The 16,158-nt window shown below is 71.2% G+C and carries 16 protein-coding genes; all 16 read left to right on the top strand.

All coding sequences use genetic code 11. The annotated features are described in order from the left end of the window. The first annotated feature begins 468 nt into the window (after nucleotides 1–468). Nucleotides 469–1,107 carry a hypothetical protein gene (locus tag ACH4S7_RS15185; RefSeq protein WP_398521613.1) on the top strand — a complete coding sequence of 213 codons (639 nt, stop codon included), beginning with the start codon at nucleotides 469–471 and terminating at the stop codon, nucleotides 1,105–1,107. A 95-nt stretch (nucleotides 1,108–1,202) separates the two neighbouring features. Next, nucleotides 1,203–2,894: a DUF6801 domain-containing protein gene (locus ACH4S7_RS15180; protein WP_398521612.1), complete on the top strand. Its 1,692-nt coding sequence runs from the start codon at nucleotides 1,203–1,205 to the stop codon at nucleotides 2,892–2,894. Between the two features lie 83 nt (nucleotides 2,895–2,977). After that, nucleotides 2,978–4,006, top strand: coding sequence for a hypothetical protein (locus tag ACH4S7_RS15175; RefSeq protein WP_398521611.1), 1,029 nt, complete (start codon nucleotides 2,978–2,980; stop codon nucleotides 4,004–4,006). A gap of 85 nt (nucleotides 4,007–4,091) precedes the next feature. Continuing rightward, entirely contained in the window at nucleotides 4,092–5,072 is a 981-nt protein-coding gene (locus tag ACH4S7_RS15170; RefSeq protein WP_398521610.1) for an ABC transporter ATP-binding protein, read from the top strand. After that, nucleotides 5,069–5,869: an MlaE family ABC transporter permease gene (locus tag ACH4S7_RS15165; protein WP_398521609.1), complete on the top strand. Its 801-nt coding sequence runs from the start codon at nucleotides 5,069–5,071 to the stop codon at nucleotides 5,867–5,869. Before ACH4S7_RS15170 ends, ACH4S7_RS15165 begins: the two co-directional genes overlap by 4 nt. Nucleotides 5,870–5,882: 13 nt before the next feature. Continuing rightward, nucleotides 5,883–6,686 (top strand): MlaE family ABC transporter permease, encoded by an 804-nt coding sequence (locus tag ACH4S7_RS15160; protein WP_398521884.1) that lies wholly within the window; start codon nucleotides 5,883–5,885, stop codon nucleotides 6,684–6,686. Beyond that, the gene (locus ACH4S7_RS15155; protein ID WP_398521608.1) at nucleotides 6,683–7,915 is read left to right on the top strand and encodes an MCE family protein; all 1,233 of its coding nucleotides are present in this window, start codon (nucleotides 6,683–6,685) and stop codon (nucleotides 7,913–7,915) included. The genes ACH4S7_RS15160 and ACH4S7_RS15155 overlap by 4 nt, the downstream gene beginning before the upstream one ends. Then, nucleotides 7,912–8,943: an MCE family protein gene (locus ACH4S7_RS15150; protein ID WP_398521607.1), complete on the top strand. Its 1,032-nt coding sequence runs from the start codon at nucleotides 7,912–7,914 to the stop codon at nucleotides 8,941–8,943. Before ACH4S7_RS15155 ends, ACH4S7_RS15150 begins: the two co-directional genes overlap by 4 nt. Further along, on the top strand, nucleotides 8,940–9,968 hold the full coding sequence (locus ACH4S7_RS15145) for an MCE family protein (RefSeq protein ID WP_398521606.1): 1,029 nt from the start codon (nucleotides 8,940–8,942) through the stop codon (nucleotides 9,966–9,968). The genes ACH4S7_RS15150 and ACH4S7_RS15145 overlap by 4 nt, the downstream gene beginning before the upstream one ends. Beyond that, nucleotides 9,965–11,062 (top strand): MCE family protein, encoded by a 1,098-nt coding sequence (locus ACH4S7_RS15140; protein WP_398521605.1) that lies wholly within the window; start codon nucleotides 9,965–9,967, stop codon nucleotides 11,060–11,062. The genes ACH4S7_RS15145 and ACH4S7_RS15140 overlap by 4 nt, the downstream gene beginning before the upstream one ends. Nucleotides 11,063–11,118: 56 nt before the next feature. Beyond that, complete coding sequence (locus ACH4S7_RS15135; RefSeq protein WP_398521883.1) at nucleotides 11,119–12,270, top strand: MlaD family protein; 1,152 nt, start codon at nucleotides 11,119–11,121, stop codon at nucleotides 12,268–12,270. After that, entirely contained in the window at nucleotides 12,267–13,478 is a 1,212-nt protein-coding gene (locus ACH4S7_RS15130) for an MCE family protein (protein ID WP_398521604.1), read from the top strand. Before ACH4S7_RS15135 ends, ACH4S7_RS15130 begins: the two co-directional genes overlap by 4 nt. After that, entirely contained in the window at nucleotides 13,475–13,960 is a 486-nt protein-coding gene (locus tag ACH4S7_RS15125; protein ID WP_398521603.1) for a hypothetical protein, read from the top strand. Before ACH4S7_RS15130 ends, ACH4S7_RS15125 begins: the two co-directional genes overlap by 4 nt. A 41-nt stretch (nucleotides 13,961–14,001) precedes the next feature. After that, nucleotides 14,002–14,556, top strand: a complete 555-nt coding sequence (locus ACH4S7_RS15120; protein WP_398521602.1) for a hypothetical protein — start codon at nucleotides 14,002–14,004, stop codon at nucleotides 14,554–14,556. A gap of 66 nt (nucleotides 14,557–14,622) precedes the next feature. Next, nucleotides 14,623–15,153, top strand: a complete 531-nt coding sequence (locus tag ACH4S7_RS15115; protein ID WP_398521601.1) for a nuclear transport factor 2 family protein — start codon at nucleotides 14,623–14,625, stop codon at nucleotides 15,151–15,153. A 22-nt stretch (nucleotides 15,154–15,175) separates the two neighbouring features. Further along, nucleotides 15,176–16,120: a hypothetical protein gene (locus ACH4S7_RS15110; RefSeq protein ID WP_398521600.1), complete on the top strand. Its 945-nt coding sequence runs from the start codon at nucleotides 15,176–15,178 to the stop codon at nucleotides 16,118–16,120. The last annotated feature ends 38 nt before the right edge of the window (nucleotides 16,121–16,158 follow it).

The following is a 16,158-nucleotide window of genomic DNA, read 5'->3' as shown; positions in this document are numbered from 1 at the left end:
GTTTTTCGGCCACTTCTGACCGGTGGGTCGGATTCCGCTCTGGCCGGGTCGGGTGGGTGCGGGGGAGCGGGTCCGGTCGGCGGATGCATCTCTGGCGGGTTCGAAGCCCCTGGTGAGGAACGAATGTTCGGACCGTGGAGCACTCGGAGGGTGACAGGGGGCGTCGGTCGCGCGCGGGCGCAAGCCCCCGATCGACCCCGGAAACGCGCACCTTTTGATAATTCGCTGCGGCGAACTCCGTACTCCGGGACGAGGAAAAATTCCCGTGCAGACAATCTTGAACAGCGGGATTGTGCGCGATGTTTCCCGCAAGTAACGTCTCGCACCGTCACAGATCGTGCGTGGCCGAATCCTGACAACCGACCGCTGAACAGGATTCACAGGTCGCGCTCCACGCTCTCCCCCATCACGGCTGTGGAACGCGTCCGCGCAAGCAATGCATCTCACTGACGAATCGGAGGAATCCCCGTGCGTAAGCCTCTCGGAAGAGCCGCGCTGGTCGCCATTGGAGCGACCGCCGCCCTCGGCCTCGCCGGCGGACCGGCCTCGGCCGCCGCCACCACCTGGACCGTCACCCCGGCCTCGCCGACGTTCTCGGCGCTGTCGACCAACACGGTGCTGGACCTGAACGGGATACCGCTCACCTGCCCGACCGCCACCGCGGGCGGCACGCTCTTCAACGCCACCGGCAACCCCGGGCACGTCGGCAACATCTCGTCCGCCGCCTTCGGCACCGCGGCCAACCCCTGTGACAGCCCGGTGGGCCCCGTGTCCCCGGTCGCCATCACCACCCCGCCCTGGAAGCTGAACGGTGTCTCCTACGCCGCCGCCACCGGCACCACCACCGGCTTCATCGGTGGCGTCAACGCCAACCTCACGGTGCTGACCTGCAGCTTCAAGGTCACCGGCAGTGTCCACATCACCTACCGCAACTCCACCGGCATCCTGACCGTGTCCAGCACGGCGGCCCGGCAGCTCACCGTCTCCAACGCCAGTCCGGGCTGCGCCGGCATCACCGCCAACGGCGATCACCCGACCTTCAGCGCCGCCTACAAGGTGCGTGCCCCCGCAGGCGCCACCGGCTCCCCGAGGATCGTCGGAACGTGACCCACTGAACGATCTCCGGTGATCCGGGGTCGCGCGGCGGAGCTGCCCAGCACTCCGCCGTGCGGCCCGCCGTCCGAGCGAAGGGAGCGTGCGCAGTGTCGTACAGCCGTACCGGGCGGGCTCGTTCCCGGACGACCGTGCGCGGCGCCGTCGTCGGCGTCGCGGTGCTCGTCGCCGGAGTGATCCCCGGCGCGCGGGCCGCCGACACCGAGCAGGGCGTCGACATCGAACTCGCCTACACCTGTGCCGTGTCCTCCGGGCAGCAGCCGGAGGGGGAGCCGCCGACCGATGGTGCGCACCCCGGCGGTGCGGACCCCGGAAAGGCACGGAAATCGGCCGATGGACCCGGCTCGGAGAGCGACCCGAGCCCCGGAGGCGACCCGAGCCCCGGAGGCGACCCGAGCCCTGGGGAGGGGCAGGACCCGGGGGACGGTACGGACCCCGGCGACGAAGAATTTCCCGTGACGGTACGGATCACCGCCACCCTCCCCACCACCGCCACCACCGGCACATCGATCGAGGCGGCCGGAGTGACCACCGAGATCACCCTCCCGGACGTCACCCGGACCCCACTCCCCGGCCTGAAGGCGGCCGAGGTCACCGGCGCCACCCGGCTGACCGTCGCCGTGGCGCAGGGCGAGCACACCGCCGAGGCCCGCTGGGAAGGCACCGCCGCCCAGCCGCTGCCCGTCCCCACGGCCGGCGCCCTCAGGCTCACCGCCACCGGCCTGGTGCCCACCGTCACTGCCGGGGACAGCGGGGACCTCACCCTCAGGGCCGGCGCGCTGGCCCTCGACCTGACCCCGCGTACGGCGGACGGCGCGCCCACCGAACCCCCCGTCACCGCACTGAACTGCACCCCTGACAGCGGCACCGACACCCTGCTGGCGACCGTCGGGGTCGACGGCGGCGCGAATCCGTCACCGGAGCCGAGCACCCCGGCACCCGGCCCGGACGACGGCGCCGCCGCACCCGGCCGGCCCGGCACCGGCCACCTGGGCATCTCCCCGGTGCCCCGGCAGGGCGGCGCCCCCGCCGCCGCACCACCGTGCGTCGGGGACTCCGCCAACCCGTTCGCGATGGTCGCCTATGTCACCGGCTACTCCAATGTCGCCAAGCTCAACGGCGCGTCCGAGATCCCGGTCTCCTGTGCCCAGCTCCTCGACGTGTCCAAGAAGATCGTCCCCAAGCCCGACGGGCTCCACCTCATCCAGCACGCCACCGGTGAGCTGGACTACCGGGGCAAGCCGGTGATGCCGCCCGCCACCGCCACCTTCCTGACCTACGGCTTCATGCCGACCACGGCCAGGATGGAGCTGCGGCAGCTCGACACCATGACCATCGACTCGGACCTGCTGCTCGCCAAGTTCACCGGGACCACCCTGGTCCGGCTGCCGCTGTCGATCCGGCTCTACGACGTCAAGGTCAACGGTGTGCCCCTGGACGTGGGGCCGAACTGCCGCACCGCCGGTTCGCTGTACTCCGCCGACCCCGATCCCGCGAACACCAGGAAGCACGTGGTGCTCAAGGGCGAGCTGAAGGGGCCGGGCAACGGATACCAGCTCGTCACCGGAGGCATTCTCAGCACCACCGTCACCATCCCACCGTTCACCGGTTGCGGCGTCGGTGAGGACCTCGACCCCCTCTTCACCTCGTCAGTCTCGGGCCCGGGGAACTACCTCAAACAGGTACAGGCCGCCCCCTGCGCATCGGGCGTGCCCGTGCCCGACGCCCGCTACTGCACCCCGGAACTCCAGCCGGCCAAGGTGCCCAAGCCGGAGCGCTGACCCGCGCCACCGCTCCCCGGCCGGAACGCCGACCCGCTCCACCGACGCAACTCCCCGAGCACCGGAAAGGATTCAGGGAGACGATGAGACTGTTCCCGCAGAGATCCGCACGTTCCCGTACCGCCGCGAAGGCGCGCACCGCCGTCCTCGGCGCGCTGAGCGCCGTCGTCGTGGCGATACCCCTGTCCGCCACGCCAGCCGGTGCCGCCGGCGCCGCCGGCGCCGCCGAACCAACGTCCGACGCCGGGACCACCGCCGCGACCGCCCGGCTGAACGGCCACTGGGGCCCGTTCACCCGCTGTCCCGTCGACAACCCCGCGATGCGGGCCGCCGACGGCCGGACCGTGATCGCCACCTGTGTTTCCTCGCAGTCCCCGTCGGGCTCCATCAAGCTGGGCAAGACCGCCGCCCACACCGGGGCCAACGACCTCCAGTTCGGCGTCCTACAGAACACCGAACTGCACACCTTCACCGTGGTCCCCCCGGCCGGCGGCGCCATCGTCGGCGCCCCGACGGAGATCCCCGGCGGCCTGCTCGGCATCGCCTGCCCGGCCGACCTCCCGGTGATCACGGCCATCTGCAAGCTGCTCACGGACAACAGCCTCAACCGGGTCACCGCCACCGTCGAGTCGGCCGGCACCCCCACCGGCTTCAACCTGGCCGCCGGGCTCTCCTCCGGCAAGCCGATCGTCAATGTGCCCGTACGCATCCGGCTACAGAACCCGCTCCTCGGCTCCCAGTGCTACATCGGCTCCGCCGCCGACCCGATCGTGCTGAAGCCGCAGAACACCACCAACCCCACCCTCGCGGTCCAGCGCTTCGACGGCGACGGTACCCCCAACACGGCCGGCGCCATGCTGCGCTTCGCCCTCTCCGGCAACAGCCAGGGCGACAGCGGCTTCGCCGTGCCGAAGGCCAACGGCTGTGGCCTCCTCGGCATCCTCAACGGCGCGATCGACCTCAAGGTCGGACTGCCCTCGCCGGCCGGCACCAACAACCTGGTGCTGAACAACGCCTCCACCTACAGCGCCGGACTCGCCGCCCCCGGCCTGGTCCGCCCGGACAACGGCAAGATCCTCTCGCAGTACTGGCACTCGGCGGTACTGCCCTAACGCGGGCGGTCGCGCGGCCCCTTCATGGCCCGAGGGGCCGCGCGGCCACCCATCCGAACCAGGCACCGGCACAGCGGGAGGTGAGATGGGCATCGAAGTCGTCGTCGACGGTCTGACGAAGTCCTTCGGCAAGCAGAACATCTGGCAGGACGTGTCCCTCACCCTGCCGGCCGGAGAGGTCAGCGTCATGCTGGGACCGTCCGGTACGGGCAAGACCGTGTTCCTCAAGTCGATCATCGGGCTGCTCAAACCCGAACACGGCCGGGTCCTCATCGACGGCGTCGACATGGTGAACAGCCCCGAGCGGGACATCTACGAGACCCGCAAGGTCTTCGGCCTGATGTTCCAGGACGGCGCGCTCTTCGGCTCGATGACCCTCTTCGACAACATCGCCTTCCCGCTGCGCGAGCACACCCGCAAGAAGGAGTCAGACATCCGCCGCGTCGTGATGGAGCGGATGGAGATGGTGGGACTCGTCGGCGCGGAAGGGAAACTGCCCGGCGAGATCTCCGGCGGGATGCGCAAACGCGCCGGACTCGCCCGCGCGCTCGTCCTGGACCCGCAGATCATCCTCTGCGACGAACCCGACTCCGGACTCGACCCGGTCCGTACCGCCTACCTCTCCCAGCTCCTCATCGACCTCAACGCGCAGATCGACGCGACGATGCTGATCGTCACCCACAATCTCGACATCGCCGCCACCGTCCCGGACAACATGGGAATGCTCTTCCGCCGCGAACTCGTCACCTTCGGACCCCGCGAGGTGCTCCTCACCAGCGAGGAACCGGTCGTCGCCCAGTTCCTGAGCGGCCGCCGCGAGGGCCCGATCGGCATGTCGGAGGAGAAGGACGCGGCGACGCTCGCGCTGGAGCGGCTCGACGACCGGCCCCCGCTCGGCCCCCGACCGCTGGTCCCCCAGCTCGAACCGTCCCCGGGGATGCCCGTGCGCCAGGCCGTGCAGCGGCGCCGGGAACGGGTGCTCGGCATGATGGACCGGCTGCCGGAGGCCGCCCGTACCGCCATCGAGCGGAGCTACTCCCCGACCGCGGGAGGGGTATCGGGATGACCGCACAGGTCCCGGTCCCGCGCCCGCCGCTGCGGGTGCTCGCGCCGCTGCGCGAGACCGGAAAACTCTTCGCGCTCGCCGCTGCCGTCACCCGGGCGATCTTCCGCCGCCCCTTCCAACTGCGGGAGTTCATCGAGCAGTTCTGGTTTGTCGCCAGCGTCACCATCCTGCCCGCCGCCCTGGTCTCGATCCCGTTCGGCGCGGTGATCGCCCTCCAGGTCGGCTCGCTCACCCAACAGCTCGGCGCCCAGTCCTTCACCGGCGGCGCCAGCGTCCTCGCCGTCATCCAGCAGGCCAGCCCGCTCATCGTCGCCCTCCTGATCGCCGGTGCCGGTGGCTCCGCGATCTGCGCCGACCTCGGCTCCCGCAAGATCCGCGAGGAACTGGACGCGATGGAGGTCATGGGGGTCTCCCCGATCCAGCGCCTGGTGGTGCCCCGGGTGCTGGCCACCATGCTCGTCGCCGTCCTGCTGAACGGCATGGTCTCCGTCGTCGGCACCCTCGGCGGCTACTTCTTCAACGTGATCATGCAGGGTGGCACCCCCGGCGCCTACCTCGCCAGCTTCTCCGCGCTCGCCCAGCTCCCCGACCTCTACATCAGCGAACTCAAGGCCCTGATCTTCGGCTTTATCGCGGGCATCGTCGCCGCCCACCGCGGCCTCAACCCGCGCGGCGGTCCCAAGGGCGTCGGCGACGCGGTCAACCAGTCCGTCGTCATCACCTTCATGCTGCTGTTCTTCGTGAACATGGTCCTCACGGCGATCTACCTCCAGATCGTCCCCCCGAAGGGGGGCTGAGCAGATGGCCCGGATGTCCCCGCTCGGCTGGCTGGACCGCTCCGGCGACCAGCTCATCTTCTACGTACGCGCGCTGATCTGGATCCCGAAGACGCTGCGCCGCTACCTCAAGGAGGTCCAGCGCCTCCTCGCCGAGGTCGCCTTCGGCAGCGGCGGCCTCGGTGTCATCGGCGGCACCATCGGCGTGATGATCGCGATGACCCTCTTCACCGGCACGGTCGTCGGTCTCCAGGGGTACGCGGCGCTCAACCAGATCGGCACCTCCGCCTTCACCGGTTTCATCTCCGCCTACTTCAACACCCGGGAGATCGCCCCGCTCGTCGCCGGACTCGCCCTCTCCGCCACCGTCGGCGCCGGGTTCACCGCCCAGCTCGGCGCGATGCGGATCAATGAGGAGGTCGATGCCCTCGAAGCGATGGGCGTGCGCTCCATGCCCTACCTCGTCACCACGCGGATCATCGCCGGGGTCGTCGCCATCATCCCGCTGTACGCGATCGGCCTGCTCAGCTCCTATGTGGCCTCCCGCTGGATCACCGTGGTCTTCAACGGCCAGTCCGCCGGGACCTACGACCACTACTTCAACCTCTTCCTCTCCCCGACGGACGTCCTGCTCTCCATCCTGAAAGTGCTGATCTTCAGCGTGCTGGTGATCCTCGCCCACTGCTACTACGGCTTCCGCGCCGAGGGCGGCCCGGCCGGGGTCGGCGTCGCCGTCGGCCGCTCCGTACGGAACGCGATCGTGCTGATCAGCGTCACCGACTTCTTCCTGTCGCTGGCCATCTGGGGCGCGACCACGACCGTGAAGGTGGCCGGATGACAACCCGTGCCGTCCGCAGACGACTCGCCGGAGTGGTCTTCCTGCTGGTGCCCGCGCTGCTGGTGTGGCTGTCGGTCGCCGTGTACGAGAAGGAGTTCAGCGACGACGCCACCATCACCGTCCTCGCCTCCTCCGTCGGCAATGAGATGCACACCAACGCCGAGGTCAAACTGCGCGGCGTCGTCGTCGGCGAGGTCCGGGAGATCCGTGCCGACGGAACCGGCGCCCGGCTCACCCTCGCCATCGGCCGGGACCAACTGCGCCGGGTCCCAGCCAACGTCACCGCCCAGATGCTGCCGACCACCCTCTTCGGAGAGCGGTTCGTCGCCCTCGTACCCCCCGGCGACGCCCCCTCCACCCGCAGCCTCCGGGCGGGCGACACCATCCCACGGGACCGCTCAAGCAACGCCATCGAACTGGAGCAGGTGCTCGGGAATGTGCTGCCGCTGCTCACCGCCGTCAAACCGGCGCAGCTCTCCGCGACGCTGACCGCCGTCGCGCAGGCCCTCCAGGGCCGGGGTGACCAGCTCGGCCGGACCTTGGTCACCCTGGATGAACATCTGAAGAAGCTCAACCCCCAACTACCCGTCCTCAACCGGGACATCAGCCGGCTCGTCCAGGTCAGCCACCTCTACGCGGACGCCGCCCCCGACATCCTGACGGCGCTCACCGACTTCACCACCACCAGCTCCACCGTCGCCGAGGAACAGGCCGACCTCGCCGCCCTGTACGGCGCGACCACCGCGTCCGCCCAGGACCTGACCGCCTTCCTGCGCCGCAACAGCGGCAACCTCATCCGCCTCGCCGCCGTCAGCCGCCCCACCTTGGAACTCCTCGCCCGCTACTCGTCCTCCTTCCCGTGCACCCTGCGCACCCTCGCCGGATTCGTGCCCGCGATGGACAAGGCCCTCGGCAAGGGCACCGGCCGGCCCGGACTGCGGGTGGACGTGACGACCGTGCCGTCGCGCGGCAAGTACGTCCCCGGGAAGGACCGGCCGGTGTACGACGCCGGGGGCGGGCCCCACTGCTACTCCGTGCCCTACAACGGCCGGCCCGCGCCCGCCGCGCTGGACACCCCCGGACTCGGACTGCCCAACTCCCCGCAGGAGAGCCGGCTCGTCAACGAGCTGATGGCGCCCGAGCTGAAGAAGACACCACAGGAACTGCCCGACTGGAGCACCGTGCTGACCGGACCCGTCTACCGGGGGACCGAGGTGACACTCAGATGAAGCGCCGCAGTGTCGCGGGCCCCCTCGCGAAGTCGATCGTGTTCATCGTGGTGACCGCACTCGCCACCACGGTCCTCGCGCTCAGCATCGCCAACACCGGGGTCGGCGACACCTCCCCGTACCGCGCCAGGTTCAGCGACGCCACCGGGCTGGTCACCGGCGACAGCGTCCGGATCGCCGGGGTCAAGGTCGGCCAGGTCGAGTCGATCGAGGTCGCCGACCGCCGCGAGGCCGAGGTGACCTTCAGCGTCCAGCGGGGCCGCAAACTGCCCGCGTCGGTGACCGCCTCCATCAAGTACCTGAACATGGTCGGCCAGCGCTTCATCGACCTCGACCGGGGCACCGGACCGGTCGGCCGCTACTTCGCCGCCGGGGACACCATCCCGCTGGCGCGCACCAGCCCCGCACTCGACCTCACCCAGCTCTTCAACGGCTTCCAGCCCCTGTTCGAGGGGCTCTCGCCGAAGGAGATCAACGAACTCGCCGGATCCATCGTCAAGGTCCTCCAGGGCGACGGCGGCACGGTCGACAGCCTGATCCGCCATATCGGCTCCCTGACCACCACGGTCGCCACCAAGGACCGGGTCATCGGCGAGGTCATCGGCAGTCTGAACACCGTGCTGAAGACCGTCAACGACCGCGAGGAAGGCTTCAACGAACTGGTCGACGCACTCCAGCGCATGGTCTCCGGATTCGCCGCCGACCGGAAGCCGCTCGGCGAGGCCGTGGTCGCCCTCGGCGACCTCACCACCGTCACCGCCGATCTGCTGGACGACGGCCGCGCCCCGCTGAAGGCGGACATCCGCGAACTGGGCCGGCTGTCCAAGCAGCTCGACGCTGGCCGCCCCGCCATCGAGAACCTGCTCCGCAAGACCCCCGAGAAGATGCGGGCCATCAGCCGGATCACGTCCTACGGCTCCTGGCTCAACCTCTACCTCTGCGAGGCGAGGATCAGCGGCGTCACCACGTCGGACGGCAGCCGACCGCCCACCGGCATCGGCATCACGGAGTCGAGGTGCCGCGGATGACAACCTTCCGAGCGGTGTTCAAGCCCGTACGGGAACGGAATCCGGTCGCCGTCGGCATCGTCGGCCTGCTGCTGCTCGCCCTCCTCGGCATCGTCGCCTACCGGGCCGACACCTTCGGCGCCGGCACCACCTACCGCGCCGACTTCACCGAGGCCGCCGGTCTGGACGAGGACGACGAGGTCCGGATCGCCGGGGTGAAGGTCGGCCAGGTCACCGGCGTCCGCCTCAGCGGCGCCAAGGTCAGGGTCAGCTTCACCGTCGACGGCGCCTGGGTCGGCGACTCCAGCACCGCCGCCATCGCCATCAAGACCCTCCTCGGCGAGAAGTACCTGGCCCTGGACCCGCTCGGCACCCGGAGCCAGGACCCCGCTGAGACCATCCCGACCCGCCGCACCACCTCCCCGTACGACGTCACCCAGGCGTTCAACGGACTCGGCGAGACCATCGGGAAGATCGACACCGCCCAGCTCGCCAAGAGCTTCGAGACGATCTCCGCCACCTTCGAGAACTCCCCGCCCAACGTCCGCTCCGCCGCCACCGGCCTCGCCGCACTCTCCCGCTCCGTCTCGAAGCGCGACGCCCAGCTCGCCGAACTCCTGCGGGGCAGCCGGCAGCTCACCAAGACCCTCGCCGGGAAGAAGGACAGCTTCGAAACCCTGCTGGAGGACGGCAGTCTGCTGCTCGGCGAACTCCAGGCCCGCCGCGACGCCATCCACCGGCTGCTCACCGGCACCAGGAACCTCGGTGTCCAGCTCGGCGGCGTCGTCGCCGACAACAAGGAGCAGCTCGGGCCCACCCTGGCCGCGCTGAGCAAGGTCACCGCCGTCCTGCTGAAGAACCGCGAGCGCCTCGACGCCACCCTCGCCATGGCCGGACCGTACTACCGGCTGGTCGGCAACGCCGTCGGCAACGGCCGCTGGTTCGACACCTATGTCTGCGGGCTCGTCCCCAAGAACTATCTGCCCCCCGGCACGCCTCCGTCGACCGGATGTCTGCCGCCCCGACCCCGAGGCGGCGCCTCATGAACCGTCAGCGGATCATCGGAATCGTCGCCGGACTCGCCGTCGTGGCCTTCGCCGGCACCTCGGGCGTCCGCGCGTTCACCGACGCCGGGTCCACCCGGGTCACCGCCTACTTCACCCGGGCGACCGGTGTGTACGAGGGCTCCGACCTGCGGGTCCTCGGAGTCAAGGTCGGCACCGTCGACTCCGTGCACCCCGTCGGCGACGAGGTGCGGGTGACCCTGTTGCTCGACCGGGACGTCAAGGTCCCCGAGGGCGCGCATGCCGTCGTGGTCGCCCCCAGTGTCGTCGCCGACCGCTACATCCAGCTCGCCCCCGCCTACACCGGCGGGGGGCGGCTCCGGGACGGTGCCGTACTGCCGGCCGCGAAGAACGCCATGCCGCTGGAGGTCGACCAGCTCTACGAGTCCATCACCGAGCTGAGCACCGCCCTCGGCCCCAAGGGCGCCAACGCGCAGGGCGCGCTCGCCGGACTCTTCGACACCGGCGCAGCCAACCTCAAGGGCAACGGCAAGGCCATCGGCGACTCCATCGCCCAGTTCGGCAAGGCCGCCCGCACCCTCGACAACAGCAGCGACGACCTGTTCGCGACCCTGGCCCACCTCCAGTCCTTCACCACCATGCTCAAGGACAACGACAGCACCGTCGCCCGGGCGGAGCGCCAACTCGCCACGGTCACCGGCTTCCTCGCCGACGACAAGGAGAACCTCTCCGCCGCGCTGAAGGAACTGGGCACCGCGCTGGGCACGGTGAAGACCTTCATCCAGGACAACCGCGCCGCCCTCAAACAGAACGTGGACGCCCTGGTGCCGCTGACCCGGACCCTCGTCGACCAGCGGGCCTCCCTCGCCGAGGCGATGGACACCGTCCCGCTCGCGGCCGGCAACGCGCTGGCCGCCTACGACCCGACCCACCGCACCCTGAACGGCCGCGCCAACATCAACGAACTGAGCTTCGGCGGCACGGGGGCCCTCGACGGACTCGCGCCGGTGGGCCGCGCCCGGCAGCAGGCGCTGCCCGGACTGCCGCTGCCCGCCGTCGGCACGGTCTACGGCACCCCGGAGACCGCCAAGAAGCGGAAGGGGGGCACCCGGTGAGAGGCCGTACACCCGCCCTGGTGGCGATCGTCGCCCTCGGGCTCACCGGCTGCTCGATGCCGGACCTGCCGGACCTGTCGGGCATCGAACAGCTTCCGCTCCCCGGGGGAGCCGACCTCGGCGACGATCCGTACGAGGTCACCGCCGAATTCGCCGACGTACTGAGCCTGGTGCCGCAGTCAGCGGTCAAGGTGAACGACGTCGCCGTCGGCCGGGTCACCGAGATCACCCTCAGCCCCGACGACTGGTCGGCCAAGGTCACCATGCGCGTCAACGGTGATGTGCGGCTCCCCGCCGACGCCTACGCGCACCTGGAACAGTCCAGCCTCCTCGGCGAGAAGTACGTCCAACTCTCCCCACCGCCGTCGAAGAGCCAGGGAAAGACTCCCGGGAGGACTCCGCTGAAGGCCGCGTCGACGTCCGCCGTCCCGTCGTCGGTCAGCTCACCGGAGGCGCCGCCCGCATCGACCGGGACGGCCGGCCGACTGCGGGACGGCGCCCTCATCCCGCTCGCCCGCACCAACCGCAACCCCGAGGTCGAAGAGGTCTTCGGCGCCCTCTCCCTCCTCCTCAACGGCGGCGGCGTCAACCAGATCAAGACCATCGCCACCGAACTCAACAAGGCGATCGGCGGCCGGGAACCCCAGGTCCGCTCGGTACTGCGCCGGATGAACACCCTCGTCGGCAGCCTCGACGCCAACAAGGGGGACATCACGGCGGCCCTCGACGGCGTCAACCGGCTCGCCGCCACCCTCGCCACCCGGGAACAGCAGGTCGGCCGGGTCCTCACCGGACTCAGCCCCGGACTGAAGGTCCTGGAACAGCAGCGCGGCTCCCTGCTGACGATGCTCCGCGCGCTGGACACCCTCTCCACCGTCGCCGTCGACACCATCAACCGGAGCAAGGCCGACACCATCGCCGACCTCAAGGCCCTCGGCCCCACCCTGAAGTCCCTCGCCGACTCGGGCCGGGCGCTGCCCGACTCGCTCCAGGTGCTGCTGACCTACCCCTTCACCGACGAGGTGCTCCGCGGTGTCAAGGGCGACTACCTCAACGTCTATCTGAAGGTGACGGCCGTGCCCGGAACCGGGATCATCCCCGCGCTGACACCTCCCGCCGGACAGGCCACCGTACCGACGGCCGGGAGCGGCGGTACGCCCCCGCTGCCGCTCCCGGCCGTCACCCCGGACCGGGGGAGCGACCGATGATCACCCTCGCCATCCGCCTCAAGAACATCGCGTTCCTCGTCATCGCCGTACTCGTCCTCGGCTTCGTCGGCGTCCGCTACGCCGACCTCGGCCACTGGGTCGGAATGCGTGACTACTACACCGTACGGGTCCAACTCGACCGCACGGGCGGTCTGTTCACCCACTCCAACGTCACCTACCGAGGGGTCTCGGTCGGCCGGGTCGGCCCCATCGACCTCACCGATGACGGTGTCGAGGCGGAGCTGCGGATCAAGGAATCGGCGCCCCGCATCCCCGCCGACCTCGAAGCCGTCGTCGCCAGCCTCTCCGCCGTCGGCGAGCAGTACATCGATCTGCGGCCGCGGGGCGACGACGGTCCCTACCTCGGCGACGGCACGGTCATCGCCCGGTCCGACACCCGGCTGCCGGCGCCCGTCACCGACGTTCTCACCAGCGTGGACGACCTCGCGTCCGCCATCGACCTGGAGTCACTGCGCACCGTCGTGGACGAATTCGGGGCGGCGCTGAGCGGACGCGGCGACGACCTCCAGGTGCTGCTCGACAGCGGTGACGCGTTCGTCCGCGCCGCCGACCGGGCACTGCCCGTCAATACCCGGCTGATGATCGACGGCGAGACGGTGCTGCGCACCCAGGCCGAACAGGGCCGCGCGCTCACCGCCTTCGCCTCCGGCGCGAAGGCGCTCGCCGGCGAGCTGAAGGACTCCGACGGCGATCTGCGCCGGCTCATCGCCGCGGCGCCGGGCGCCGCCGGCCAGATCAGCGGCCTGCTGCGGGATCTGGAACCCGGTTTCGGGCTGGTCGTCGCCAATCTGCTGACCACCTCGGAGGTCGCCGTCACCCGGCAGCGCGGGATCGAGGAACTTCTCGTCAAACTCCCCGCCGTGGCCGCGGCCGGGGCGACCGCCGTCACCGGGAAGGGCGCCCGCTTCGGCATGTCGGTGACCTTCTTCGAACCGCTGCCGTGCACCGCCGGCTACGGCGGCACCCGCTACCGCAACGGCCTCGACCTCTCGCCGCCGCCCGCGGTGAACACCCGGGCCCGCTGCGCCGCGCCCGCGAGCAGCGGGATCAACGTACGGGGCAGCGCCCACGCGCCCAAGGGCGGCCCGGTGCCGGACGCGCACCGGCCGGGGCCGCTCGCGCTGGAGTCGGTCGATGACCAACCACCGGGACTGCGGCGACTGCTGGGACTGGAGGGAACCGAATGATCACCCGTCGCACCGGCGTGACCTGGCTCGCGCTGCTCCTCGCTACCCTCTTCTGCGCCTACGCCGGCTGGTCCCTGTTCCGGGCCGGGAACGACGACTCCCTCGCGTACGCCGAGGCCCGCGACCGGGCGCTCGCCGACGGCACCGGCCGGCTCTCCGTGCTCACCAGCCATGACGCGGCGGACACCGACGGCGCACGGCTGCGCCGGCTCGACGCCGCCACCGGACAGCTCCACGACGAACTGCGCCGGGCGAAACCGGTGACCGGCCCGACCGCGCGCGCCACCGTCACCGAGGCCGCCCTCACCGCACTCGACACCCGCGCCGGGACCGCCCGGCTGATCGCGACCGTACGGGTCGAACTGAAGCCCGCCGGCGGCACGGCGAGCGGCGACCGCAAGCGACTGGAGGCCACCTTGGCCCGCACCGACGACGGCTGGAAGGTCCAGACCCTCACCGCGGTACCGGTCGGTGGCGCGTGAGGGCGGGCTCCCCTCGGGCGGCCGAGGACGAGATCCGCCCGGTGCTCCCGGCGCCGGGCTCCGCACCGGAGCCGCCGGACGACCCGCCGCCGGCGGCCCCGCGCGGGCGCACCGCGCTCGTCGTCGCCGTCGTGCTCGCGCTGCTGATCGGTGGGGGCGCCCTACTGATCCGCGCGGACCAGCTCCGATCAACCCCCGCCGCCCGCGATCTGACCCTCACCGACACCCGCGCCACCGCCCAGGTCACCGACGAGATCGGCGACGCGGTCGTCCGGATCTTCTCCTACACACCCACCGGCGTCGACGCCACCCGTCAGGCGGCGCGCGAACTCCTCGCCGGCAAGGCCGCCCGGCAGTACGGCGAGCTCTTCGGCCAGGTCGAGAAGCGGGCCGCCGGGCAGAAGCTCACGCTCACCACACACGTCGTACGGATCGGAGTGGTCCGGCTGACCGACCGCAGCGCCCGGCTCCTCGTCTTCCTCGACCAGGTCGCCGAACGGGCGGGCAACCCTCCCGTCACCGCCGCCGCACAGCTCACCCTGACCGCCGAACGCCGCGACGGGCGCTGGCGGATCGTCGACATCACCTCCCGATAGACCGCAACAGGTCCTGATAGACACCGATAAGTACCGACAGTTCCCGAACAGGGGAGGCACGGTTCCATGGCACGGACGGCACGGACCCATCCGCTGCTCGCCGGGGCGCTCGCGCTGAGCGTCCTCGCGGCGGGATTCGCCGGTTGGGGCGGTTGGTCCTGGTACGCGGCGGCGCACGACGACTCCGCCGGGTACGCGAAGCAACGCGACGCGGCGCTGGCGGCGGGGGAACAGGCGGTGCTGAACCTCAACACCCTCGACCACCGGGACATCGAGCGCGGACTCGACGTCTGGGAGGAGTCGGCCACCGGGGAGCTGCGGAAACAGCTCACGGACGGGCGGGGGCAGTTCGAGAAGCAGATCCGACAGGCCCGGACGGTCAGCAGCGCCACGGTGCTGTCGGGGGCGGTCACGGAGCTGGACGACCGGGCGGGGCGGGCCAGTGTGATGGTCGCCGTCCGGATCACCGTGACCGCGCCCAAGGGCGAACCGGTGCGCAAGGAGAGCCGGATGCTCGGCGAACTGACCAGGACGGGCGACGGCTGGAAACTGAGCGCGCTGGGCCAGGCACCCGTCGGCAACGCCACGGCCGAGTGACGAGCGAGAGGACTGTCGCACCATGTCGACGACGCGTCATCTGATCAACCGGCAGCGGCGCCTGGCGTCGGCGGCGAAGGCCGCGCTCACGGACCAGCCGCCGGGTGCCGCGCCCACCGACCGCCCGGCGGGCGGGGACGGCACGACGGGTGCCCCGTCCGCGCCGGAGTCCGGGTCACCCGTGGCCGCGTCCCAGCCTCGGTCGGGGTCCGCACCGGCTCGGTTCGCGGGCGCGACCGCGACCGGGTCCACGGACACCGATCCGGCCGCCGCGCCACCCCGCCGCTGGTGGCGCCGGACGGGCGCGGGGGAGGAGACCGCGCGCCCGGACCGACCCGTACCGGGAGCGGCCAACCCCGAGGCGCCCGGGACAGACGAGACAGACAGGACCCCCGAGGCGCTGGAGACCTCCGGGGCGCAGGACGCACCGCGGGCCCCGTCGCCCCGGAACCGGACCCGGCTCGTCGCCGTGCTCGGCGTGCTCACCGTCCTCCTCGGCGGCTTCGCCGCCTTCGCGGGCGGTCAGGCGGCCGGACTCCGTGACGACCCCGCCGTACGGAACTCCGCCCTCACCGACCTCGCCCGGACCAGTGAGCTGAAGGGCCAGATCACCCGGGCCGTCGAGGCGGTCTTCTCGTACGACTTCGCCCAGCCGGCCGCGCTCGACCGGGCGGTCCGGGACCATCTCACCGGCGCGGCCGTACGACAGCACGGCACCCTGCTGGCCTCCGTGCGCGCGGCGGGCCCCCGGCAGAAACTCGTGCTCACCACCACCGTGACCCGGAGCGGGGTGGAGCTGATCGAGGGCGACCGGGCCCGGGTGCTCGTCTACGCGGACCAGAGCAACACCCGTACGGCCACCAAGGGGGAGACGACCTACGCGGCGGCGATGGTGGCCGTGGACGCGGTCCGGGTGGGCGACACCTGGCGGATCGCCGCCATCGACACCTTCGGGGCCGCCTCATGAAGGCTCGTCCCGTGAGGGCTCGTCTCGCGCAGGTCCGA

It is taken from the genome of Streptomyces sp. NPDC020965, assembly GCF_044333555.1.
Lineage (GTDB): Bacteria > Actinomycetota > Actinomycetes > Streptomycetales > Streptomycetaceae > Streptomyces.
This window is presented reverse-complemented; position numbering and strand designations above follow the sequence as displayed.

Coding starts and splice junctions, on each gene's coding strand:
- ACH4S7_RS15175 (WP_398521611.1), top strand. CDS start 2,978: ATGAGACTGTTCCCGCAGAGATCCGCACGTTCCCGTACCGCCGCGAAG.
- ACH4S7_RS15170 (WP_398521610.1), top strand. CDS start 4,092: ATGGGCATCGAAGTCGTCGTCGACGGTCTGACGAAGTCCTTCGGCAAG.
- ACH4S7_RS15165 (WP_398521609.1), top strand. CDS start 5,069: ATGACCGCACAGGTCCCGGTCCCGCGCCCGCCGCTGCGGGTGCTCGCG.
- ACH4S7_RS15160 (WP_398521884.1), top strand. CDS start 5,883: ATGTCCCCGCTCGGCTGGCTGGACCGCTCCGGCGACCAGCTCATCTTC.
- ACH4S7_RS15155 (WP_398521608.1), top strand. CDS start 6,683: ATGACAACCCGTGCCGTCCGCAGACGACTCGCCGGAGTGGTCTTCCTG.
- ACH4S7_RS15150 (WP_398521607.1), top strand. CDS start 7,912: ATGAAGCGCCGCAGTGTCGCGGGCCCCCTCGCGAAGTCGATCGTGTTC.
- ACH4S7_RS15145 (WP_398521606.1), top strand. CDS start 8,940: ATGACAACCTTCCGAGCGGTGTTCAAGCCCGTACGGGAACGGAATCCG.
- ACH4S7_RS15140 (WP_398521605.1), top strand. CDS start 9,965: ATGAACCGTCAGCGGATCATCGGAATCGTCGCCGGACTCGCCGTCGTG.
- ACH4S7_RS15135 (WP_398521883.1), top strand. CDS start 11,119: ATGCCGGACCTGCCGGACCTGTCGGGCATCGAACAGCTTCCGCTCCCC.
- ACH4S7_RS15130 (WP_398521604.1), top strand. CDS start 12,267: ATGATCACCCTCGCCATCCGCCTCAAGAACATCGCGTTCCTCGTCATC.
- ACH4S7_RS15125 (WP_398521603.1), top strand. CDS start 13,475: ATGATCACCCGTCGCACCGGCGTGACCTGGCTCGCGCTGCTCCTCGCT.
- ACH4S7_RS15115 (WP_398521601.1), top strand. CDS start 14,623: ATGGCACGGACGGCACGGACCCATCCGCTGCTCGCCGGGGCGCTCGCG.
- ACH4S7_RS15110 (WP_398521600.1), top strand. CDS start 15,176: ATGTCGACGACGCGTCATCTGATCAACCGGCAGCGGCGCCTGGCGTCG.